Below are 23,450 nucleotides of genomic sequence, written 5' to 3'. Positions count from 1 at the left end.
CCTCCTTTTCTCCGCCTCCTGCGCGAGCAGTCGTGGCCAATGATTGCGCTGGCCGCCATTGCCTCGGTGACGCTGGCCATCGTCATCGTCGTCGAAAAGCGATCCGATGCGTGCAATCTCGTAGCCAACAAGCCGGGGGCGGTCGTTCCGAATCCCTCGAAGAGCAGCGATCTGACGTTCTGCCCGGTGCTGGTCAACAACGGCCAAGAGATCACTGGGCCTTTCCACCTGTCTGGCGTAGTTGACGGATCGGCCGAAGACCGCGAGAACTTGGTGATGCTGATCCAGCTCGACGAAACGACCTGCGACATGGACGGCCACCGACCGAGCGGCAACTACTACTTCGTGCGGAAACCAGATCTCCAAAGCGCCGACGGATCGTGGACATTCAAGGAGACGTTCGGCGGCTACGACCGCAGCGTGACCATGGGTCGGATCTACCACTATGTCGTTGCCTCGCCGGAGACCGTGCAGGACATGCGCGATGACGAGGGTGATTGGAAAGTCGCACACCCTGACAACCCGGGAGACTATCCCGGATTGGTGGAGCTACCTGGTGACGCCAAGTCACTTGCCCAGTTCGATGTCCCACCAGGCACTCCGAGCGAAGCTGTGGCGCCGTGCGCTCCCTGACACCAGTCGGTTCACAAGCCCACGGCCAGCAATCGGCGCAGCAAGTCCGCGCCGCTCGCCACACGGTCCTGCAGATCCACCAATGACCCATCATGTTCTTGCTGGGGAACGACGTGGAGATAGCGTTCACCGACCTTCAAATTGTCGCACTCCCGATCGAAGGCGTCCCGGAACCTGCCCTCCTCTGGGGGAAGTAGTTCGAAACCATTCGCTGCATTGCGGATCCGAGTACCGCTACGTGGCAGTGAGAACCAGCGCGGCTCGTCGACGTAGCCACCAATGAAATAGGGTCCGCCCTCATCAACACCGGGTATCTCAGCCTCGCGCACCAGAGCCGAAAGGTACGGATCGCGGTAGTACCCGTTCATCCGGGCTCGGTTCAGCATGCAGATCGCATAGCCCATCTCAGCCTTGACGCTGGCATAGATGCCCGACCAGCCCTCGCGCATGACGTCGTACTGGACCAAGTAGTAGCGCCAGTCCAAATTTTGTTGCTGAACTCGTGCGCGCGCGAACGCGTCACATATGTCCCTCAGCGCCGTCTCCACGTTCGTACCGGCGCTGATCGCGTCCAGAACGCTTCCGAGCGCAGACGCGGTGCTCGCCAGACCGGAACGTGACTCGCCGGCGAGCAGGCGACGCCAAGGGGCTGCATTGTGGGGCGCACCGAACTGCCGGTCACGGTCCCCCAAACGACGCGAGTAATCCCCCGCCGCGAGTAGAGCCCCAGTCAACTCAAGCCAATGCTCATCCGAAGCCATCAGTACCTCGAACGAGGCCGCTCGTCCTGGCAGCGTGGCGGGATCAAGGTCGAAAGCTTGGAGCGAGCCACGCAGAAGAGGATGGTCCTCCAACCGGAAGAGGACATCGGTCAGGTCCGGGTATTGCTGCAAGAAGGCCAGCTTCTGCTGCTCGTCGTCGACCTGGACCTGGTTGAACCCCTTGATCCCTTCCAAGGATCCCTCGACGATGACGCGCCGCACGTCAGCGACCAGCGCCGGCATTCGTTGGGGACGCAGCTCGTTGTCGGAGCCCTCAATCAGATTACGCAGCACCCGAACTCGGCGTGGGAAGTCGCCCGACGGACTCATACGGTCCAGGAGGACAGCCAGCAGAAGAAGAGTACGTGAGTAAGTGAAGCGTCCCCGGTCGCTGTCATCGTAGGCTCGACAGCAGGCCTCGAGGAGGTTGATGTTCTCGTCAGCGCCAAAAATCACCAACGGCTGACTGCCACCGATGTCTGTCCTGGTGAACAGTTCAGCCATCTGTTCTCGTACATCAGTACTGGCCCAGGTGTCAAAGGCGTGAGTCAAGAAATTCAGGCTCTGCTCGGCTTCGTCCCCTGGAGTGCCGAACAGACGCAAAGCCCGTTCTTCCACGAGACCTGGGGTCGGCACCTGCCCCAGCTGCCACTGACACACGTCAGTTATGAATGAGAAGTAACGCAGGAACTCGTCGTCGATAATGTCGTCGTCACCGCGGAACCGCCAGAGGACGTCGGTCCAGGCTCCGTCGATCCGGTGCCCGATCGCGGTGGCCCGGTCCCCAGACCAGGAGATGGCGCATTCGAAGAGCGCTTTGAAGTTCTCGAACGCAGTTAGAGGCTTGCCGCGCGAATTCATTTTGATGTAAAGATCTTCACCCGAAGTCAACTCGACGGGCAGGAAGAGGAAGCTGATCGCCGGATCCTCGTCCACCGCCAAGCGTTTCCATGCGGCGGGCCCATCGCAGTCTGCGAAGCGCTCATGGATGTCCTGGATCATGACCAGCATGGCCTGAATGGTCGGATCCTGCTGCCAGACGTAGAGGTACCAGGGCTGATCCACAATCCAGGACGTCGGCTGCGTCTCCCCCGGCGCCGGCGCGGCTCGCACCAGTCGCTCACAAAATAGTCGCGCGCTCGGGCGAGTGGCGTAGGAAAACTTCATCCAGGGCTGCTCTTCGGCAAGTTCACCCGCCCGGTACCCGAGATACCAGTGCAGGAGAAAGACTGTGGTCAGTCGTTGCTGACCGTCCAGCGGATGCAGCGTCTCGCCCTCAAGTGATCCGTAGACGAAGTCCAGACTTACCGGAGCCTTACCGGTCAGCGCTGTGTGCAGGACGTCCAGGAACCGACTGCGCACCTTGCTGGCGCGTTCGTCGGTACGTCCCTGTGCGTAATCGCGCTGGATCGAAGGAATCTCGATGTTCGTCACGAGCGGGCTGCCGTCAAGGCGGGGCTGGAACAGCCTGGCGTACGAGGTCACGTAACCATCCATCAGGTTGCCCTCTCCGGCATCAGGTAGCCCGCGATCTGCTGCCTCAGTGCTGCGAGGTAGCCCTCCCTGTCGTGCGCGCCCCAGAAGTGGATCTGTTGGCCCTCGGCCTCGGTGTAGTACTTCAGGAAAGCGTTGCGAGTGCAGACCGGGATGTACGACCCCTCCCGGTCCAGCGCCAGGACGCTCCGCCGTTTGACCTCGAAAACCGAATTGTTCAAGGCGCTGTTGTCGCCGGTGGACAACAGCGCGAGGTTGGCGATCGAGTCGATGTCTTGGTCGTCACCGGCCTGGCTGAACGCCTGGCTGACCTCCGGTTCTAGCGTGCGAAACTTGCTCTCCGTAAGGTTTTCCAGAGCGCTGTTGATCCGGACGGTCAAGTCCTTACGCTCGTCCTGGTCGATCGTGGATAGGGCGGCCAGGGCATCCCGATGCAGGCGAAGCCAGTCGGACCACTGTTCCGCCCGGTTGAGCTGCTCGGTGTTGCGGGCATGAATGTGCTCGATGCTCCATTGCCGGCGAGCGTGCTGCTGGAACGAGAACCGCTCGGTGGAGTGCCTCATCCGCCGGACGGTCTCCACGTTCATCAGCAGCAGGACGGCCTCGGTCTTCTTCTCCCCGTAGCGCAACCCAGCCACGTCCGAATCCGTGAGCTGCAGATCGTCCCGGATGCGAGCGTCCAGCAGATTCTCGAACTCGTGTTTGCGCCGCCCCTCCGACAACTTCACCAGATCTTCGAAGCAGTCCCCGCGGGCGATCAGATACCCGATCTTGTGAAAGGTGTCCCGGTTGTCGTACCAGCCGATGATCAGCGAATGCAGATTGATCACCCGGGTCCAGACGTCCTCTGCCGGGGTCTCGATCTGGGGCCGTAGCGTTTCAAAAGTATGGAAGAGCGGACGCCGGTCGGGGCCGCTCCAAGGGGCCAGGGTGTCGAGGAGCAGGACGATGTGGGTCGGCTCCGTAGCCGGCCGGCGAGTGATGAAGGCCCATACTTCCGGGCGGCGCAGATCTGCCTCGATCGCGTCCCACTGCGCCGCGACCTCCCGTTCCCGGTCGATGAGGCGACTCTTGGTCAGCATCAGCGCCTTGACCAGTTCGGCGTCGGTAAGAGGGATTCGTCCGACGTTCAGTCGAGTGAACAGTGCGGTCGAGTCCTCCTGCGGCGGGGCTTCGTACCAGATAATGGAGACCGACCGGGTGAGGTAGCCGTAGAACTGCACGGCCTCCATCGTGGGATTGTCCTGCTTTTCGAACCACTGACGAACGAGCTCGGACGCGTCGTAGATGTGCAGGAAGTCGATGTTGCTTGAGCGGAGCTCGGCCGTCGGGCTCCGAAGGTAGTCAGCGCTGGCGGCCCTCGTCTCGAACTGCAGCGAGTACTTGAGCTCGGCATGCGGAAGGTACTGGCGTATGTGGCACAGGATCAAGAACAGGGTGGTCAGCCTCTGCTGACCGTCGACCAGTTCCCAGGTGCCGTCGTCGCGACGCTTCACCACCACCGGCTGCAGGAGATACTTCTTACCCGCGCTTTGCTGGATGTCCTCGAGGAGCCGGAGCACCTCGTCTCGCCCCCAGCGGTAACCCCGCTGATAGCTTGGCACGAAGAACTTCCCGCTGATGTCACCGACCAGCACGGGCCGCAGTTCCGCTGTCACCCTTCACCCCCTTTGCGGAGACTATCCGACCGACGCCTGATCGCGGTCGGAATCGGCCGATACGTCCGTCGCGTGCGCTTCCTTATTGGCCCACGCGCTGACCCGGCGAACGCAACCGGGTTGCGACGCAAAATGGTGAGTCGACAGGCTCGCCCCACGAGCCTGGGTCCATGAGCAACGAATGGCACAACGCCCCCGTCCCCCGCCACGCCAACCCCGGCCAGTACGAGGCCGGACCGGCCCCGCAGTACTACGGCGGCCCGCACTACCAGCCGCATCCTCCGAAGAAGTCGCACAAGCTGCGTAACACGCTCCTGGTCCTGACCGGGCTGTTCGTGGTGGGCGGTTTGGGGTCCTGCGCGGCCGTGGTGCTGGTCGCCGGCAACGCCGTCGACGAGGCCGTGACGGCTGTCGAAGAGGGAGACGCCCAGCCCGGCGGCCCCGACAACCCGCTCGAGATCGAGATCAGGAAGGCCTTCGAGGTGAACGGGTTCGAGTACCACAAGGGCTGGAAGGCGACCCCTGACGCGTTGGGGAGCGTGGACGTCCGCAAGTTGCGGGTGACCAACAACCGCGGCGACAAGGACTCCGCGCTCGTCGACATCAAGTTCTGGAAGGGCACCGAGGTCGTCGCGACCAGCAGCTGCACGTCCGACCCGATCGACGTCGGCACCACCGTGTCGCTGTCCTGTTTCTCGGCGGACGACTGGGCGAAGGGCTACGACCGGATCACCATCAACGACACCTTCTGAGCGGCGGAGGACTTCCTTGATGAATCGCCGCCGTCAGGCCAGCAAGGCTGCCCGCCCGCTGATCCCGGCTCAGCCGCGCCGTCGGGCGTGCGGGAAGCGGTACTTCGACGACCGGATCGCCGCGGACTTCTCACTGGCCACGATCCGCGCCAAGGGCGCCGCGCTGCAGAAGGACCCGGTGCGCTCCTATGCCTGCCCCCGCTGCCACGGCTGGCACCTCACGTCCGTGCGGGACGAGCGGGTCCGCACCTTCTGGAAGTAGCAGCAGTTCCGGCGAAGAGCTGCTGCTGAGTCGAGGGCCTGAGGCGGCGCGCCGCAGGCCGTCACAAGGGTCGAGAGCTTCGAACAGGGGAAAGCAATGTCGAATGCACCGTCCAGGGATCTGATCTCCACCGTGGCGCAGGCTCTGAGCGCCACCGGCGTCAGCGACGACGTGGGGCTGCTGGTGCTGGCCGCGTTGCAGGGCGAGCAGGAACTGCACGAACTGCTCGAGGGAACCGCGAGCGAGACAACAACAGGGAGCGCGGGACAGCCGCATTCGGTTCCTGAGCTGGCCCGGGCGTATCTGTCGGCGATCGAGGTCGAAGGATTTCGGGGCATCGGTCCGCTCGCCCGGCTGGACCTGCCGGTGGGTCCGGGCCTGACCGTGATCTCGGGCCGTAACGGCTGCGGTAAGTCCAGTTTCGCCGAGGCGCTCGAGGTCGCGCTGACCAGCAACAGCTACCGCTGGAAGAACCGCACCGCAGCTGTCTGGAAGGAAGCCTGGCGCAACGTCCACCAGCCCGAAACGGCGCGCATCACGGTGGAACTGGCGGTTCAGGACCAGCCGCTGACCACCGTCGGCGCCGAATGGGACAAGGACGCGACGCTGCAGGACGTGCGCACGTGGACCCAGGTGCACGGACAGAAGCGCCAGGTCGGGCTGTCCGGGCTGGGCTGGGCCGGCGCGCTGGAGGCCCACCGGCCCCTGCTGTCCTACGACGAGCTCAGCTCGCTGGTCGCCGAGCCGAGCAAGCTGTACAAGGCGCTGGCGCCCATCCTGGGTCTGGAGCAGATCACCGACGCCCAGGCACGGCTGAAGCAGGCGCTGGGCAAGCTGCGGGTGCACCGGGAGGCGGCGAACGACCAGCGCGCAGCATTGGCACCGTTGCTGCGCGCGGCGAAGGACGAGCGGGGCCAGCAGGCCTTCGAGCTCATCCACCAGCGCCGGCCCGACCTCGATGCGGTCGCCGCGCTCGTCACCGGCAGCCAGGACCACGGCTACGTCGAGACGATCTCGGTGCTGGCCCAGCTGAACACGATCAGCCGCCCGAACGCCGGCCTGCTGCACGGCATGATCGACCTGTACCGGGAGTCGCGGCAGGAACTGGTCGATGCTCAGGACTTCTTCGAGGCGTCGGCGGCGCGACGGTCCCAGCTGCTCAGCCTTGCGCTGGAGCACCACGACCAGGGCGGTGACACCGTGTGCCCGGTCTGCGAGGGCGCGGTCCTGGACTCCGCCTGGGCCGAGCGTACCCGGGCCGAACTGGACCAGGAACAGGCACTGGGCAAGCGGCTGAGCCGGGCCCGCGCCGCCGCCGCCCACGCCGAGCAGGCCCTCCTCGCGCTCATCACTCCCCTGCCTCGGGTACTCCTCGAGCTGCCCGATCTCGGCGCCGACGTTGCTGCCGCCTGCCAGGCGGTACGCGAGGCCTGGCAGGACTGGGCGGCCCTGACTCAGGTGGACCAGATCGCCGAGCACGGGCCGACTGCCTGCGAGCGCCTGGACGCGGCCGTCACGAGCTTGGCGCGGTCGCGAACGCCGCACTCGAGGCCCGGCACGATGCCTGGCAGACGCTGGCGCTGCGCCTGGGCCGGTGGCACGCCGACATGAGCGCCGCGGTGGCGCTCGAGGAGCAGGCACGCCTGGTCGACGTCGCGCACACCTGGGTCAAGGAGCAGGCGCAGACGTTGCGGGCGCAGCGGATGAAACCGCTGTCCGAGCGCACCCGGGCCATCTGGTCCGCGCTGCGGCACGAGAGCAACGTCGACATCACCGAGGTCGTGCTGCAGCCGTGGGGTTCCTCGGGACGGGTACACTTTCCCGCCGCCGTGGACGGTGAGGAAGCCGCCGCGCTCGCCGTGATGAGCCAGGGTGAGGCCAACGCCCTTGCCCTGTCGGTGTTCCTGCCCAAGGCCACCCTGGCCGACAGCCCGTTCGGGTTCCTGATGATCGACGACCCTGTGCAGGCCATGGACCCGGCGAAGGTCGACGGCCTGGCCCGGGTGCTGCACGAGGCCGCGCGGGAGCGTCAGGTCATCGTGCTCACCCACGACGACCGGCTGGCCGAGGCGGTGCGGCGGCTGGGGCTGCCCGCCACCATGCTCCAGGTCACTCGCGACCTGCGCTCGGTGGTGAGCGTGCGGGAGACGGCTGACGAGGCACGGAACCTGCTGGCGGATGCGCTGACGGTGGCCAGGGATCCGGGGATGGACGACACCGTGCGCCGCCATGTTCTGCCCACCCTGGTGCGGGGCAGCATCGAGTCGCGCTGCCACAGCATGTACTTCAACCGCATGCTCCGGGCCGGGGTTCCTCGTGTCGAGGTCGACGCCGGCTGGTCCAGGGCGCAGACCACCAAGAGCAAGGTCGCTCTGGCCCTCTCCAGCGGGGACGCCGGCATCTGGAAGCGGGCGCGCCCTCACCGCAACCGGGCCCTGGACATCTGCGCCCGGGGCCACCACCAGGGTCTGAGCGGCGACCCGCTGACGGCCGTCGACGACCTGCGGGACACGCTGGCCGACCTGGAGGCACACCGTGGCTGAGCCGCAGAATGCAGCCCTCGCCCTGCTGGACGCGGCCCGCACTGCCCTGGGTGCCCAGTCACCGTTTCCGCCCGACCGCCGGGCCCGGGCCGCGGCAGCGATGGCCAGGACGGTACTGGAGGGCGAGATCGACCGCTGGCTGGCGGCTCTGGGGCGGCCCTACGGAGCCGGGCCCCACGGGCCGGGCTTTCGCGGAGCGAGCAAACTCATCGCGTTGCGGGCCCTGGACGGGACGCCGGCCTCACGCCAGGTCACCTACGCCTGGAACGCCCTGTCGAGGGCCTGCCATCACCACGCCTACGACCTGCCCGCCTCGGCGGCCGAGGTACACCACCTCGTCCTGATAGTCGAGGCCCGGGTCCGGGCCCGCCTCGCACCCGGGCCGGCGATCGCTGAGCCGCCGACCGTCGCCGTTGTCGCCGCCGGGCATGCCGCCGGCCGGTGAACCCGTCGAGCGTGCGGTTTGGCGCCAGCAGTGCCGCCCCCGGGTCTACGGATAGTCACTTCCACACCACCAGAACCGGATAAAGTGCGGGTGATTTGCCGGTATGGCCGGGCTCTCACCCTGATCAGTGAGCTGGGCAGCCGGGCATTGCGCCATGCCCGCTCCTCAAGCAGACCGTTCGCCGCCCGTCACGAATGTGAAGGATCCCCAGGTGCCCGACCGGAACCACAGCGCTGATCAGGACGTCGTGCTCGACCGCACCCGCCGCTTCCTCGACTACCTGGGCTCGGTGGCCCGCGAGCTCAAGAAGAAGGCCGAGCGCGACCTGCGTCAGGCCGCCGCCGGCACCCCGCTGTGGCAGGACTCCGTCCCGGCCCATCACGCCGTCGCGCTGGGACCCGCTCAGGGGCGCGACGCCTGGCTGACCGTCAAGAAGGTCAACGAGCCGCCCCGGCCCGCGCTGCCCAAGCGCCTGGCCGACCATGTCGAGGCCGCTTCCCTGAACGACCTGGAAACGGGTCCTGTTCTGCGCACGCCGGAACCGCCGCACGAGCCCGCACCGGCCGACGACTGCACGGCCGAAGAACTCGAGACCTGGCTGGCCCAGCAGCAGCTGCACGAGGAATGGCTCGAGCTCGGCGCACACCTGCAGACCTGGACCCACCAGGTATGGAAGCCGTGGGCGCTCAGCATCCCGCCGGCCCGCGCCGCCCGCGCGCTGTACTCGCACCTGTTCGACCTCAGCCTGCTGCTGAAGGAGAACCAGGCCACCCACGAGCTGACCTGGGGTCACAGCGTCCTGGGCTGGCAGGTCGGGGAGCAGACGATCTTCTCCCCGGTGATCACCACGCGGATGACGATCGAGAGCGACAGCGGCGACGGCACCCTGCGGGTGCTGCCCGAGCGTTCCACCGAGCTCGAACTCGACGCCCTCGAAGGCCTCGGGATCCCCGCGGTCGCCGAGCTGGCCAAGCTGCGTGAACGGCTGCGCTCCAGCCCACTCGACCCCTGGCTGGAGGACTCCCTCCAGAGCGTCAACCTCAGCGTCCTGGCCCCGCTGGGCCTGGACGCCAAGCTGAACGAGGCGGGCGAGGCGGCACAGCCCGACCGGCAGCCGGCGCTCAACCCGACCTGGGTGCTCTACCCGCGCAAGCGCGCCCTGCGACAGGAACGCTTCTACCAGGAGCTCGCCGACGTCATCGACGAAAAGGGTTTCATCCCCGAGGGCGTGGCCGCGATCGTCGCCGACGAGGAGACGATCACCGCCGACCGGGAAGCCGGGTCGCTGGGCTACGGCAGCCGCAACACCTCCGAGTGGACGGCCGTGGCGGACTTCCCCCTGCTGCCCCTGCCCTCGAACGACGACCAAGACCGCATCATCCGCCAGCTGGGCCGCAGTCGCGGGGTCACCGTTCAGGGCCCTCCCGGCACCGGCAAGACCCACACCATCGCGAACCTCGTCAGCCACCTGGTCGCGCACGGCAAGCGGGTCCTGGTCACGGCCCAGAAGGAGCAGGCCCTCGAGGTCCTGCGGGACAAGATCCCCGAGGAACTGCGCGATCTCAGCGTCGCCGCCCTGGGATCCTCCCCCGAGGCGATCGACCAGGTGCACTCGGCGGTCCAGGCGATGAGCAACATCGTGAGCAGGCTGGACGTGGAGCGCGAGACCAGGAAGGTCGCCGAACTGAAGGCCCAGATCGAGGACCTGCGCATCCAGATCCGCCAGAGCGACCTGAAGTCCGTTCAGGCCCTGCGCACCGAGCAGAGCGAGTTCCCCCTGCCCACCGGCCCGGCCAAGGCCGGCGACGTGGCCCGCTGGGTGCACGATCACGCCGAGACCATCGGCGTCATCGCCGACCGCATCCCGGCCGGAACAGCACTTCCCCTGAACCAGGCCGAACGTCTCACGCTGCACCGCCTCTGCCGGGACCTGCCCGCCGCCGACATCCGCGCGCTGCGCCTGGACCGGCCCGCTCCCGGAGATCTTCCCGTCGGCTCGCAATTGCGCCAGGACCACGAAAAGCTCTACCGGATGCGCGATGCACTCGCCGACCTGGAAGCCGAGGGAATCGACTTCGAGGGTGTCGACAGGCTCGGCGAGGACGAGCTGAGCGCGCTGGCCGACCTCGCTGCCACCGCCGCCGAACGCGTCGGTCGGCTGCAGGAGCCCTGGCTCCTGGGCATCCGCACCGCCGTGCGTGACTCCCCTGACCTGGCCACGTACTGGGACGAGCAGGCCAGGCAGCTCCAGCACCGCAGCGCCCAGTTGATTGCTCTGCGAAAGAGCACCGTCGGGCACACCTTCGACGTGCCAACGGGGGACGTCCGTACGCACCACGGCTTGCTGGATCAGCTCGAACAGCGGATCGCCAAGGGCAAGGGCGTACCCAAGCTGTTCAACGGGCCACTGCGGGAGTTCCACCAGAAGGCCACCGTCGACGACGGCGACATCCGCACCATCGAGGAGCTGAACCTCGTCCGTACCTGGATCGACCTGCGCGCGCAGACCTCAGCGGCGCTGCGGTACGTGCAGCAGCTGGCCGACGAGTGCGGCATGCCGGTACCCGCCGCCGGGGGCACGTTCACCTCGGCCATCAGCCAGCTGGCCCAGCAGCTCCAGGACGCTCTCGTCTGGGAGAACACGGACCAACGGACGACGGTGGCACGCCTGCGCACGGCCCTGTCCTCTCTCGGCGGCCTCCCGGACCCCGAAGACCTCGCCAACGCGGCGCGACTTCTGCACGCGGCCGCCGACCGTCGCCAGGAACGCGCCCTGACCGCCTCCCTGGAGTCTCACCGCGAGCACCTGGAGCTCCAGCGGCAAACGAGCACCGCGTCCCCCCTCTGGGACCTGCTGTACACCGCCTACATCAACCGCTCCTGGCACGACTGGGACGCAGCCCTGGAGGAGAACGCTCGCCTGAGCGGGCTCCTGCCAGACCTGGAACAGTACGACCGGCTGCTCGGGCGCCTGACACCGATCACCCCGCGCTGGGCTGAACGCCTGGTCGCCAACACCCACGTCCTGGACCCCGGACACTGGCAGGACGCCTGGGTGTGGGCGCAGGCCGACACCTGGCTGCAGGAACTGCGCTCGAACGGCGCGCTGGAACACTGGCAGCAGCGCGGCGAGGCGCTACGCGACGAGCTGTCCCGCACGGTCGTCGACATGGCCCGGCGCTCGGCCGAGATCGGGCTGAAGCACAACCTGCGCGACGGCCAGCGCCGGGCCCTGAAAGCCTGGCTGGGCGCTCTGGGCAAGGTCGGCAAGGGCACCGGGAAAATGGCGCCGCACTGGCAGGAGACCGCGCGCCAGCAGATGCCCGAAGCGATGGGCGCAGTACCGGTCTGGATCATGCCGATCCACCGGGTGCTCGACAACTTCGATCCCCGCCGCAGCGACCTTTTCGACGTGGTGATCGTCGACGAGTCCAGCCAGTGCGACCTGCTGTCGGTCGGGGTCCTCGCCCTGGGCCAGAAGGTCGTCGTCGTGGGCGACGACAAGCAGACCAGCCCGCCGGGGGTCGGCGTCCTGCGGGAGCGGATCGTCGGCCTGCAGCAGGCTCACCTGGACGGCGTTCCCCAGAAAGAACTGCTGACCGTCGACGAGAGCCTGTACGGGATCGCCGAGCGGGCCTACGGCGACGTGGTGATGCTGCGAGAACACTTCCGCTGCGTCCCCGAGATCATCGACTTCAGCAACCGCTTCTACGACAACCGGATCCTGCCGCTGCGGGAGAAGACCCGCGACGGTATCGGGCCGGCCCTGCGTGCGGTCCACGTCCCTGACGGTGCGCTCGTCGGAGCCGACTCCACACGAGCCAACCGCCCGGAGGCCGCCGCACTCGTCCAGCAGGTCGTCGAGTGCGCCGGCGATCCGGCCTACGAAGGACTCAGTTTCGGTGTGGTCGTCCTGCTGTCCGGCGGCCAGCAGAAGGAGATCGAACGTCAGCTCAAATCCCGTCTGGGGCTCGAGCTGTTCCAGAAGCTGAACCTGCGGGTGGGCGACGCCGCTGCCTTCCAGGGCGACGAGCGAGACGTCATCTTCGTCAGCGTCGTCACCGACCACCACCGCTACGCGGCCGTCCAGAAACGCGACAAGCAAGCCATCAATGTCGCCGCCTCCCGCGCCCGCGACCAGCTCTGGGTCTTCCACACGGTCGACCCGGCCACCCTCAACGCCGAAGACCAGCGGCGCGCCCTGATCGACTACGCCCGCAGCTACGGTGACCGCCGCAAGGAGGCGCAGGACCTTCGTGAGCGGTGCGACTCCGGCTTCGAGCGCGACGTCCTCGACCAGCTGCTCGCCCACGACTACAAGGTCAGCGTGCAGCACCGCGTCGGCGGGTACCGCATCGACATGGTCGTGCACGGCGAGAAGGACCGGCTCGCCGTCGAGTGCGACGGTGACCGCTTCCACGGCCTCGAGCAGTGGGACGACGACCTGCGGCGTCAGCGGGTGCTGGAACGGCTCGGCTGGAAGTTCTGGCGAGTGCTGGCCTCCACGTACTACCGCTCTCCCGGCGAGGCGTTCGCCGCCCTGGTCACCCGCCTCAACCAGCTGGGTATCACCCCGATCGCCAGCACTGCACCCGAAGTCCCCTCGCCGCCGGTACTGCCCACCGCCGACCTCGAGCAGAAGGTGATCATCGAGACGCCGGCTGAGCCCGTCGCCTCGGTGAACGTCGTGGCCGAGACCGCAGGGCAGGAGGCCGTCATCACGATCCGGCCGAAACACGACGCCCCCGACGTGGCACCGACACGTGCACCGGCTCCTGAAACATCGCCCAAACGGGTGTCGGCACTCAGCAGCGTCTCCGCCGCGACGTCGGTAGCCGTCCCCGCACTCACCAAGCCCGCAGCCGTAGAGGTACCCGTTCCGAGCGGCTACCGTCTCGTCGGCTGGATCCGGCCCCATGAGGCCGCGGCCGCGCTCTCGGCCCACCGGCACCGCGCCGACACCCCGATCCACGACGAGACCGGCAAGGAATGCGGCATCGCCCGCTTCCACTCCGACGACTCCCCCGAGGCCCAGCGCTACCGCTCGAACGTCGAGGTCCGCCGGCGCAACGGCGTGCGCGAGCGCATCGTGGCCTGGCTCAAGGAAGCCGAGGCCACCGCGATCGTCCAGGCTGCCGATGCCCAGCATGACGTCCGCGTGCATCCTGACCAGCAAGGCCAGAGCGGTTTCCTGGTGCAGTACTTCGCCCCTGAGTCAGCCGAAGCGAAGACGTACCGCAGCACCACGCGGCTGCTGCGCACGTCCATCTGAAAGGAACAATCAGGCCATGGACCACGAAGTACAGCTGATCAGTGACGGTGAAGGGCTGGCAGTCATCGGCCAGCCGGCCGACGTCGAGCGCTTCCTGACCTCAGAGGGGCTCACGTCGAAGGATCTCGGGCTACCCCGCCTCAAGTCCGTACTCCACAGCGGATCCGTTGTCGCGCAAGCCGGTTCGCAGATCGTCGCCAACACCGGCCGATGGGTCCAGCTGACTCCCCAGTCCGCCGCGAAAGTAGCAGAGTACGGACTGCGCCAGACCCCCAAGGGGCTCAGCACCGGAGTGGTCAGGGGTCCGCACGGCCAGATCCGGAACATCGTCCAGTTCTCCAAAGGCCCCGTGTCCCCACAGGCTCTGGTCGCCAACCCGGCGGTTCTCGCCGGGGCCGCCGGGATCATGGCCCAACTGGCGATGAAACAGACCATGGACGAGATCACCGACTATCTCGCCGCCATCGACGCCAAGGTCGACGCTGTTCTGCGCGCCCAGAACGACGCCGTCCTGGCCCGCATGATCGGCGCCGGCCTGGTCATCGACGAGACCATGACCATCCGCGAACAGCGGGGCCGCGTCGACGACATCATGTGGTCCAAGGTGCAGACCGCGCCCACCACGATCGCCGACACCCAGGCCTACGCCCTGCTGCAGCTCGACGCCCTCGCCGACAGGCTCGAGTCCAAGACCTACATCAACGAACTCGCCGCCACCGCCAAGGAAGCCGAGACCGTGGTCCGGGAATGGCTGGCGGTTCTGGCCCGCACCTTCCAGCTGCAGGACGCTATCGCGGTGCTCGAACTCGACCGGGTCCTGGACGAGTCCCCCGATGAACTGGACGGTCACCGGCTGGGGCTGAAAATAGCCCGGCAGAAACGGCTCACCCACATCTCGGACAGCACCGAGCGCCTGCTCAGCAGGATCAACGCGGCCATCGCGACCGCCAACGCGAACGTGCTCATGAACCCCTTCGACACCCCGGCCGTGGTGCGCTCCAGCAACCACGTCCTGGCCGGCGTACACGACTTCCGTCGCGCCCTCAGCATCGAATCGAGCCACGAGGCGTCCGAAGCCAGGGCGTGGACCGATGCCGCCACGGACGTAAAGGACAAGGCCCTCGGCGCAGGAGCGCACGGCGTGAGCGCCGCCAGGAACCTCGGCAGCGAAGCTATCAGCCGGGCCGGTTCAGTGACGGGCCGACTCTCCAGCGGCATCCCCTGGAAGGGGCGCCGCCGCAACGACGGCTGACCACATTCAATCCTCGCACTGGATGACGCATCTCACCTACGTAGCACCACTGGCCTGACATCATGTGCTGTCGAGGCCGGCGGAGCAATTGAGGGGCACGAGTTGGACACACACGTTCGGACGCCACTGACGATCTTCAGCATGCCGCAGCAGCTGGTCGTGCCTCTGTTCCAGCGCCCCTACGTCTGGGACGAGGAGGGGCAGTGGGCCCCGCTCTGGCAGGACGTGCGCCGCCTGGTCGAACACCACCTCGACCACCTCGGATCGTCGGCCACCCATTTCCTCGGGGCGGTCGTCATCCAGTCGATCGGTACCACCCACGGGACACTCCAAGGCTGGTCGATCATCGACGGCCAACAGCGGCTTACCACCCTGCAAATCCTCTTCGACGCTGTTGGGGTGGCCTGTGAAGAACACGGGCAGGACCAGCTCAGCGGACAGCTCGAGGCCCTCACCCACAACCAGGCTCACTTCCTGGGCCCGAGCGACGTGCCCCTGAAGCTGCGACACAGCAACCGGGACCAGGCCGTCTTCGACGAGGTCATGTTGGCCGACCCGCCGATCCCCTACGAAACCCTCACCGGGCACTCGTCCCTCATCGCCCAGGCACACCGATTCTTCACTGCCCAGGTCGAGAAATGGCTGATCGCAGGTTATTCCACCTTCAGCCTCGAGCAGCGAGCTCAGACACTGACCACCGTCCTGACCCAGTCGTTGCAGCTGGTGGTGATCGACCTCAAGGCCGACGAGAACTCCCAGGAGATCTTCGAGACCCTCAACGCTCGCGGCACTCCCCTGACCTCGGCCGACCTGATCAAGAACTTCGTGTTCCAGCGGCTGGCCGCCGAGGGCGTGGACATCCGGCACGCCTACAACGAGCTGTGGCCCTTCGAGTCCGCGTTCTGGGAGAAGGAGGTCAGCGTCGGGCGGACCCTGGTCAGCCGCAGCTCGCTGTTCTTCAACCAGTGGCTGATCTCGCGCATCGGCGAGGAGCTCAGCCCCAAGTCGACATTCGCCCGGTTCAAGCACCACCTCGAGTACGAGGCCAAGGCCTCCATGTTCGACCTGCTCACCGTGATCCGTACGCAGGCGAACCAGTACGAGACCTGGACCAAGAACGCCACTGACCCCGACCGCGACCTCGACCCGCTGGAGATGGCCTTCTACCGCATGCAGGCCGCCCAGACCGAGGCGCTCAAGCCAGCTCTGCTCTGGCTCACCGAGCCGGCCGGCGCCTACCCGGAGCCGGTCGTTCGCCGCGTGGTGCGCAGTCTGGAGAGCTGGCTCATGCGCCGGCTGATGCTGCGCCTGACCTCCGCCGACCACGGCCGCGTCGTCGCCGACCTGATCCAGTCGAGCCAGGGCCTCAGCGCTGACAAAATCCCCCAACGTGTGGAAGCCTTCCTCGCTCGCCAGAATGCCGAAAGCACCTACTGGCCGGGCGATGCCGAACTGGAGAAGGTGCTGGCTGAGGAACCGGTGTACCAGCGGCTCAAGCGCAGCCGGCTCCGCATGCTTCTCGAGGCAGCAGAGGACGCTCTACGCGGCTACGCGGGAACCGCAACCTCCAAGACGGGATCGCGAGTGCGTCGGACCGGGCTCCCCATCGAGCACCTGCTGCCCCGTTCCTGGAAGAAAAACTGGCCCGTCCCGGATCTGGCCGCCGAGATCGACCGTGCCGCACACGTCCACCGGCTCGGGAACCTGACCTTGCTCACCACCGGGCTGAACTCATCCGTCTCCAACTCTCCCTGGCTCGGTGACGGCGGCAAGCGCACCGAACTCGACAAGCACGACGTCCTGCTGATGAACCGTGAGATCTACAAGTCCTCGATCAACGGGTGGGACGAGAGCCTCATCGACGAGCGCACCCACCGGCTGGTCGAGCTGCTGGCCCTCACCTGGCCGGTGCCGGACGGGCACGCTGGTGCGGTAGTCGATCGGGACGTCTCTGAGGAGAGCAAGGCAAGCCTGAAGGAATTGGTTGCCTCTGGAGCGCTGCCCGCGGGGACGACCTTGACCGCACGGCCCGGAAGCTGGGGAGCCGTGACGTGCACCGTCACGGCAGAGGGCCGGATCTTGCTTGACGGGCAGACCTTCTCGACTCCGTCGGGCGCAGGTAAGCATGTGCGCAAGAGCCCCACCAACGGATGGTGGTTCTGGTCGTTGCCGGATGGGCGGCGGTTGAAGGACCTGCGCAGCACTCCAGCGTGATCCGCTGAGCCCTCGCACCGCCCGGGCGCAAAACCACGGACAGGAAGCAGGTCATGGTCGACCAACTGAACACGCTCACTACAGTGCTGAGTGAGAAGTTGCTCCAGATCGCCGACTACCAGCGCCCGTACGCCTGGGAAGACAAGCAGCTAGGCGATCTTTGGGACGACCTCGACCTCCTGGGCACCGAAAGCCACTACGCCGGAACCCTGGTGCTGCAGCGCACCACGGAACCGACCCGGCAATCGTCCTCCGGCGAAGACCTGGGAACGTACGAAGTGGTGGACGGGCAGCAACGCCTGACCACTTGCCTGCTTCTCCTCGACCGGGTGCGTCGAGCACTCAAAGCCTACGTCGACACGGACGAGGGGGCCGACGACGCCGTCCGCGACATCAGGAAGCTTCTGACCGTGCAGATCGGCGGCGTCCGGACCAGACGGCTGCAGCTGGCCGGCGACCTGGGTTCGTTCTGGGACAACATCATCCTGGGCGAGGACCCGATGGACGGAGTGTCGCTGTCCGAGGGCCAAAGACGCCTCGATCGGGCGCGCCGCTTCTTCGACACGCGGATCGCCGACCTGACCATCGACGTCGACGACTCGGTCAAGGTCAAGCGCCTGATTGATCTGCGCACCCGGGTGAACTCCCGCCTGCGGTTCCTGGTCTACGAGGTCAGGTCGAACGCCGAGGTCGGAGTGCTTTTCGAGACGCTGAACGAGCGCGGGCAACCACTGTCCGAACTGGAGAAGGTCAAGAACTACCTGCTGTACCTGGCCCGGCAGATTTCCCCGCAGCAGAGCGACGACCTGGCCAAGAAGATCAACCAGGCCTGGTCCGTCATCTTCGGCAATCTGGCCGGCCTGCCGGTCGACGACGACGCTCTGCTGAACGCGCACTGGCTGGCCACCAAGGACCACCGGCCCAACGAGTGGAAGCGGACCGCCTCGATCAAAGCCCGGTTTCCGCGACACAAGTACGTGCCCAGCGCCGATCGCCTCACGTCGACCGGTGCGCAATCCAGCGAGGCCGACTACGGCAAGGCCTGGCAGGAGCTGTACGACGACGTCAGCGACTACGTGAGGTCGCTGCAGCTGTGCTCAGCCTTCCTGCGGGACATGCACACCGACGGCGCCAAGTACCACGACTTCACCGAGCACGATGCGGCCCGCGCCCGTCGCGCCAATGCCGCCTTGGTCCGCGGCGACGTCTGGTTCCCTTTCCGGCCCCTGATGTTCGCCGCGCGGCTGCGCTACCCGCAGGACGGTGCTTTCTACGCCGAACTCGTCGAGCTCTGCGAGACCTACTCCGCGCGGCTGTTCGCCATCTGTCAGTTCCGCACCAACGCCGGCCGGACCACCCTGGCCAAGGCTGCGTTCGACCTGCACTCAGGCCTCGACCGCCAGGAGATCCTCGAGACCATCCGCTCGTGCATCTGGAACTGGGCACCGGACGAGGCCGTCAGCTCCGAGTTCGTGCCCGAGAAGAACTGGTACCACCGGCGCAGCCACAAGTACGTTCTCTACGAATACGAGCTGGAGATCAACAAGGAGATCGCCCCGTTCCGCGACTTCATCCAGACCGGACGACGTAAGACGACCGAGCACGTCCTGCCCCAGACCCCGGAAGAGGGCAGCCAGTGGCTGGTCGACTTCGGCGAGAACCACTCACGTCTTGTCCACGGCATCGGCAACCTCGTTCTCACCTACGACAATTCGTCGTACGGGCGCAAGGAGTACTCCCAGAAACGTGGATCCCTTGGCACCGCCGAGCCTTGCTACCTGGGCACGTCAGCCCTGAACCGTGAACGGGAACTTGGGAGCCTGTACGAGACCTGGACCCCGGCCACTGTCGAACAGCGGCTGCAGCAGATCCGGGCCTGGGCGCTGCAGCGATGGGCCGTCGTGCCACCCAACGACATCGATGCAGAGGAGCTAGACGCCGACAGCGAGATGGATGACGCTGCTGACGAAGCCACCGTGCTCAGCGGGCAGACTGCGTGATCGCCGCGCGCCTACGCGGCTAGCGTCAGGTGCCTGACAGCAGCCTTCCGCCGGGTCACCTGCAGGGCAAGGCCTTGCTGTGCACCAGTCAGCTCGCGCGCTTCGCGCGGGGTATGGCTTGTGCACAGCCCGCCCGGCGGCCCGCCTTATCCGGGAAGGTGGCCGGCTCGACAACCACCACGACGTCAGCCCCAGGGCCACACGCCATGATCGGGGGTATGCACCCAGAGACGCACACTTTGCGTCCTTCCACAGACCTGGGCGTAATGGCATCAGATGCGAACTCGACACCCACGGATAATCGGGACCGGCAGCGGGCCTCCACGCCCACGGTCTGCGCCGCTGCTGCGCTTCATGCGGGATGGACTCTCGCCGGGGCCATAAGTGGTACCTCGAAAAGTTCAACCCCGCCCGCAGGACACAGCGAGCGATCATGGCCTATCTTCCCGACAACTTACCGCGCGCTGCTTAACACTCCACCGCGGCTTCTTCCGTCGGGAGCGAGGTCGCGGCTGAGCGTCCGGCGCGATGTGTGAACTGAGCCACCCCTGGAGCGCTGCCGGGTCACGCACCCGCGCCTCCCCCTGCCACCGTGCCCATCCGATACTGCCTGGGTGGTCGACCCGCACCACAGTGAGGTGCTCGCCCCCTGCGTCGAGGAACTCCAGAGCCAGGTCGCCGGCGCACATGCAGGCGAAGTCACTCAAACTACTTACGGCGAGGGCGCGGCGCAGTCCTTGCGCCGCCTCGTCGTCGTGAACCTCGACGAGCACATCGTCGCTGAAAACCACCGTCTTCGAACCCGTCGGTCCCGGAACCCGTTCGGGATCCCGGTCGTAGACCAGGAACCCGCGGGGGATGACACGCACGCTCCGGGCCCCGGCCAGCACCCCATCCAGCGCGAGGGGATCGGCGGTTGGCTCTCCAACGATCGGAACCTTCATCACCGCACTTTAAGGGAGCCGTCCAGGCGTACCGAGGACGCCGCCCCGCACACCTGACCGAGAGGGTCAGCGATAGGCGTCAGGTGGAATACGCGCCTGCACCAGTAGTCCGCCCGGCACGGGTCTGGTCCCCGGCCCGGCACCTTGCTGTCGGGATCGGCCGGAATCCGAGCCTGAGGACGAAGGCTACGTTCGCTGTAAATCATCCCCATCTCGGAAAGTGCTGCCGCAGCGATCCCAGAAGATATATTTTTCACCAAGATTCACAGGAGCGTAGGCATCAGCTGATCCGGGGCACGGACCTGAACGACGGGCAGTCAATTGCGACCTGCCGCAAGTTGCGGATCTAGCAGACTGCGACCGGTCGGCATGACACGCCTCGGACTGCCCCCCGCGTTCCAGTCTGCACGTCGTGCGCGCAACTTTGACCAAGGCTTAACCGATGAGAGAACGGTTTATCCGAACCAACACTGTCTGGCCAGATTACCTTTGCGCAGGTCTCCGTGCTGCAACAGCACGCCGTCTCAACATTTCGGCCGTGTCCAGCGATGGAGCCAGAAGCGCAAACCAACGGCGGGCCGGCAGGGGAAAACGATGAGCTATCGGACGCGCAAGGCGCTGGGTCGTCAACTGCGCTCCCTACGTGAGCAGAACGGACTGCGTCACCTGGACCTGGAACTGATCGGGTCCAGAGCTAAGTCGTCTCGCATCGAGAACGGCGAGCAATCAATCCGCAAGTCACCCAAAGTGGACGATTGCGACGACCGGGCGTGGCGGGCGGATCGGTGGCCGCGTTCGCGGTGAGCTTGTGAACCCCCGAGACCGTTGCGGCAATCATGGCCGCGATCGGGATCGAGGGCATCAGCCCCGCACGTTCGCAGTTCGCACCACCGTGCAGGATCCCGACGCCTCGTTCCCGCCCGACTTGATCCTGCGGCAGTTCCACCAGGGACGATTGAAGGCCGCATGGCTCACCGACATCACGTATCTGACGTGCGGTGAAGGCGACACGTTCCTGTGCGCGATCCGGGACGACACTTCCGACGCGTCCTGGGCTACGCCATCAAACGACCACTTTGACGCACCCACGGCCGCCCGGGCCATCGACGCCGCGGTGGCCACCCGCACCGCCGAGGCCACACCGTGGTCAAGACCACCTGCAGTCCGAGCGCGGCGGCGAGTTCACCGGCGCCGTGACCGCGGATCCTTGTCAATGATCTTATGCAAAAGGCGAATTCGCGGTTGAGCGCGGGGAACTGAGGGACAGGGCTTGGGCCGTCATCGAGCCTCTGCTGCTTCCGGGACGTAACCGCGAGGAGATCGCACCGGCGGGTGCTCAACGCAACCCTGTGGAACGAACGCCCCGGTGCGCCTTTGGCGTCACCTGCCCGAACACCACGGCCCTGCAGGACCACCCACGAACGACTGCCGTCACAGGGCGCCGACGGAATGTGGGAGCGGCCCCGGCAACACGTCCTCCTCAATCAGGACTCCATCCGAACCGTCGAGAACAACGAAAAGATCATTGAGCGCACGCTCACTGCACTGGACTTCGGATATCACCTCATCAGAACGGAGAATCCGTACGGTAGTCGTCGTGAGATTCACAGCCATGACCCCTCGATGTCTCCACGACGTGAGCACTAATTCACGGCCCCTTGATCAGGACCCGGCGGTACCCGTCCCTCGTCGACCAGTTTTCGGTCCGGAGTGCATCGTCTCCAGGCCTGGCCTGCCAGCGGCCGGCGCCGCTCAGCGTTGTCATCGTCCCCGCAATGCCGAGGCCGCCTGATGACCCAGAACCCTGAGCGCGGAGGCCCGCGTTACGACCGGATGATGCGCAGGATCGTCGAAGAGGGCAACTTTCCCGGCTTCTGCGACTGGTTGGGAGTCACGCTGGAGGGCAAGCCGCAGTTCGTTGCCGGCAACTTCCCCAGCGAAACCCTTTACACCGACCTTCTGGCCCGGATCAGCCCTGGCCGTCTACTCCACATGGAGTACATGGTCCGCCCAGCAGCAGACGTCCCCGTCCGGATGCTGGGCTACCGAGCACAGATCATGCGCCGCTATGCCGGCGATCAGGTCACGCAGATCGCGATCGTCCTTGGCGAGGGTTCCCTGCGAGATCTCGACGACCCGGAGTCAGGCTTTCGACTCGGCCTGCGCACCGTCCACGTCCGCGACGCCGACCCACAGGTTCTCCTGGCGGACTCGGCCCTGGCACCCATGGCCGTCCTCACCAGGGGCAGTACCTCCGCGCGCCAGCACCGCCTCGCTCAGGCCCTGCTCCAAATCCGGAAAGAACCACCAAATCGCCGCTCAGCCCTGGTCGAGGCCACCCTCGAACTTGCCCGCATCGTGCTCGACCGCCCTACCATTGACCAGATCCGAAAGGAGACCAAGATGACCGTCGAGGAGACCGCGGACTTCTACAGCGAGTCCGACTGGGCCCAGGTCCTCAGGAACCGCGGCCGCCAAGAAGGCCGCCAGGAGGGCCGCCAAGAAGGCCGACGAGAGGGCCAGGCCCGAACCCTGCTCGCTCTGATGCGCACCCGGTTCGGTGACCACCCGGGCCTGGCTGCGCTGGCTGACGCGTTGAGCCAGGCCGACGATGTGGCGGCGATCGAGGCCATCACGCGCGCGGAGCGGTTCGAGGACATCAAGGTTCCCTGATCGCGCGTCCCGAACATCGGACGGGACCCGGCCGGACGACGATGAACGTCCTGCGCAGAACGTGATCGTCTGCCGGGTCCCGAACGTAAGTGTGCGGTAACCCCGTTGTTACTCGACCAGCTCGGCGTTCTTGGCCTCCAGCTGCTCGATCCGGGTGGTGGTTCCCGCCGGTCGTCCCCACCGCAGAGATGGCCGGCCGCCGACTGCGTCACCGTCCTGCTGCGCTGAGCCCTGGCCGTCGGTCGGTGCCGACTTCCGCCGCGCCCTCAGCATCGCATCGAGCCACGAGGCACCCGAAGCCAGGGCGTGGACCGATGCCGCCACGGACGTGAAAGACAAGGCCCAAGGCCCTCGGCGCAGGAGCGCAGAGCGTGGCGAGCGCCCCTGCCAGGCACAAGGGGCCCTTGAGCATCGCTGTCGATGCCTGATCGACCGTCGTGGCTCATGGGAGCGTTCTCCTGTCGCAGCGGCAAGGGCTCGTTGGCTACCTGATCGGTGTTCAGGTTCGGTGAGCCGACCGCGATGAGTCGGGGGCCGTCCGCCAGCC

Annotated in this window: 15 protein-coding genes; 11 read left to right on the top strand and 4 right to left on the bottom strand. The window is 66.5% G+C overall.

Going from position 1 to position 23,450, the window contains the following annotated elements; translation table 11 throughout:
* A partial coding sequence (locus LWF15_RS30790; RefSeq protein ID WP_232814489.1) for a hypothetical protein occupies nt 1-633 on the top strand: 633 nt, incomplete at its 5' end.
* Nucleotides 634-644: 11 nt separating this feature from the next.
* Here the strand turns inward: LWF15_RS30790 and LWF15_RS30785 are convergent.
* The gene (locus LWF15_RS30785; protein ID WP_232814488.1) at nt 645-2,879 is read right to left on the bottom strand and encodes a DUF262 domain-containing protein; all 2,235 of its coding nucleotides are present in this window, start codon (nt 2,877-2,879) and stop codon (nt 645-647) included.
* An 11-nt stretch (nt 2,880-2,890) separates the two neighbouring features.
* The gene (locus tag LWF15_RS30780; RefSeq protein WP_232814487.1) at nt 2,891-4,546 is read right to left on the bottom strand and encodes a DUF262 domain-containing protein; all 1,656 of its coding nucleotides are present in this window, start codon (nt 4,544-4,546) and stop codon (nt 2,891-2,893) included.
* A gap of 170 nt (nt 4,547-4,716) precedes the next feature.
* Between LWF15_RS30780 and LWF15_RS30775 the strand changes: the two genes are divergently transcribed.
* The 9 genes from LWF15_RS30775 (at nt 4,717) to LWF15_RS30735 (ending at nt 19,286) form a co-directional block, all read left to right on the top strand.
* On the top strand, nt 4,717-5,298 hold the full coding sequence (locus tag LWF15_RS30775; protein WP_232814486.1) for a hypothetical protein: 582 nt from the start codon (nt 4,717-4,719) through the stop codon (nt 5,296-5,298).
* Between the two features lie 19 nt (nt 5,299-5,317).
* Entirely contained in the window at nt 5,318-5,560 is a 243-nt protein-coding gene (locus LWF15_RS30770) for a hypothetical protein (RefSeq protein WP_232814485.1), read from the top strand.
* Nucleotides 5,561-5,656: 96 nt separating this feature from the next.
* Nucleotides 5,657-7,171, top strand: coding sequence for an AAA family ATPase (locus LWF15_RS30765; protein ID WP_232814484.1), 1,515 nt, complete (start codon nt 5,657-5,659; stop codon nt 7,169-7,171).
* Complete coding sequence (locus LWF15_RS30760; protein ID WP_232814483.1) at nt 7,168-8,103, top strand: AAA family ATPase; 936 nt, start codon at nt 7,168-7,170, stop codon at nt 8,101-8,103. Before LWF15_RS30765 ends, LWF15_RS30760 begins: the two co-directional genes overlap by 4 nt.
* Entirely contained in the window at nt 8,096-8,548 is a 453-nt protein-coding gene (locus LWF15_RS30755) for a hypothetical protein (protein WP_232814482.1), read from the top strand. The genes LWF15_RS30760 and LWF15_RS30755 overlap by 8 nt, the downstream gene beginning before the upstream one ends.
* Before the next feature lie 211 nt (nt 8,549-8,759).
* Nucleotides 8,760-13,820: an AAA domain-containing protein gene (locus LWF15_RS30750; RefSeq protein ID WP_232814481.1), complete on the top strand. Its 5,061-nt coding sequence runs from the start codon at nt 8,760-8,762 to the stop codon at nt 13,818-13,820.
* Between the two features lie 16 nt (nt 13,821-13,836).
* Nucleotides 13,837-15,072, top strand: a complete 1,236-nt coding sequence (locus LWF15_RS30745; protein WP_232814480.1) for a hypothetical protein — start codon at nt 13,837-13,839, stop codon at nt 15,070-15,072.
* 141 nt (nt 15,073-15,213) lie between these two features.
* On the top strand, nt 15,214-17,286 hold the full coding sequence (locus tag LWF15_RS30740) for a GmrSD restriction endonuclease domain-containing protein (protein WP_232814479.1): 2,073 nt from the start codon (nt 15,214-15,216) through the stop codon (nt 17,284-17,286).
* A gap of 53 nt (nt 17,287-17,339) precedes the next feature.
* A complete protein-coding gene (locus tag LWF15_RS30735) occupies nt 17,340-19,286 on the top strand; it encodes a DUF262 domain-containing protein (protein ID WP_232814478.1) in 1,947 nt (648 codons plus the stop codon).
* A 431-nt stretch (nt 19,287-19,717) separates the two neighbouring features.
* Here LWF15_RS30735 and LWF15_RS30730 read toward each other — a convergent pair whose 3' ends face one another.
* A complete protein-coding gene (locus LWF15_RS30730) occupies nt 19,718-20,230 on the bottom strand; it encodes a hypothetical protein (RefSeq protein WP_232814477.1) in 513 nt (170 codons plus the stop codon).
* 1,836 nt (nt 20,231-22,066) lie between these two features.
* On the opposite strand from LWF15_RS30730, the gene LWF15_RS30725 reads away from it, so the two are divergent.
* A complete protein-coding gene (locus LWF15_RS30725) occupies nt 22,067-22,903 on the top strand; it encodes an RpnC/YadD family protein (protein WP_232814476.1) in 837 nt (278 codons plus the stop codon).
* Between the two features lie 108 nt (nt 22,904-23,011).
* Here LWF15_RS30725 and LWF15_RS30720 read toward each other — a convergent pair whose 3' ends face one another.
* On the bottom strand, nt 23,012-23,242 hold the full coding sequence (locus LWF15_RS30720; protein ID WP_232814475.1) for a hypothetical protein: 231 nt from the start codon (nt 23,240-23,242) through the stop codon (nt 23,012-23,014).
* Between the last annotated feature and the right edge of the window lie 208 nt (nt 23,243-23,450).

Origin of the sequence: Kineosporia rhizophila (assembly GCF_021277265.1) — a bacterium.
Classification (GTDB): Bacteria; Actinomycetota; Actinomycetes; order Actinomycetales; family Kineosporiaceae; genus Kineosporia; species Kineosporia rhizophila.
Note: the sequence above shows the minus strand (reverse complement) of the source record. Positions and strands in the feature narration are given on the sequence as shown.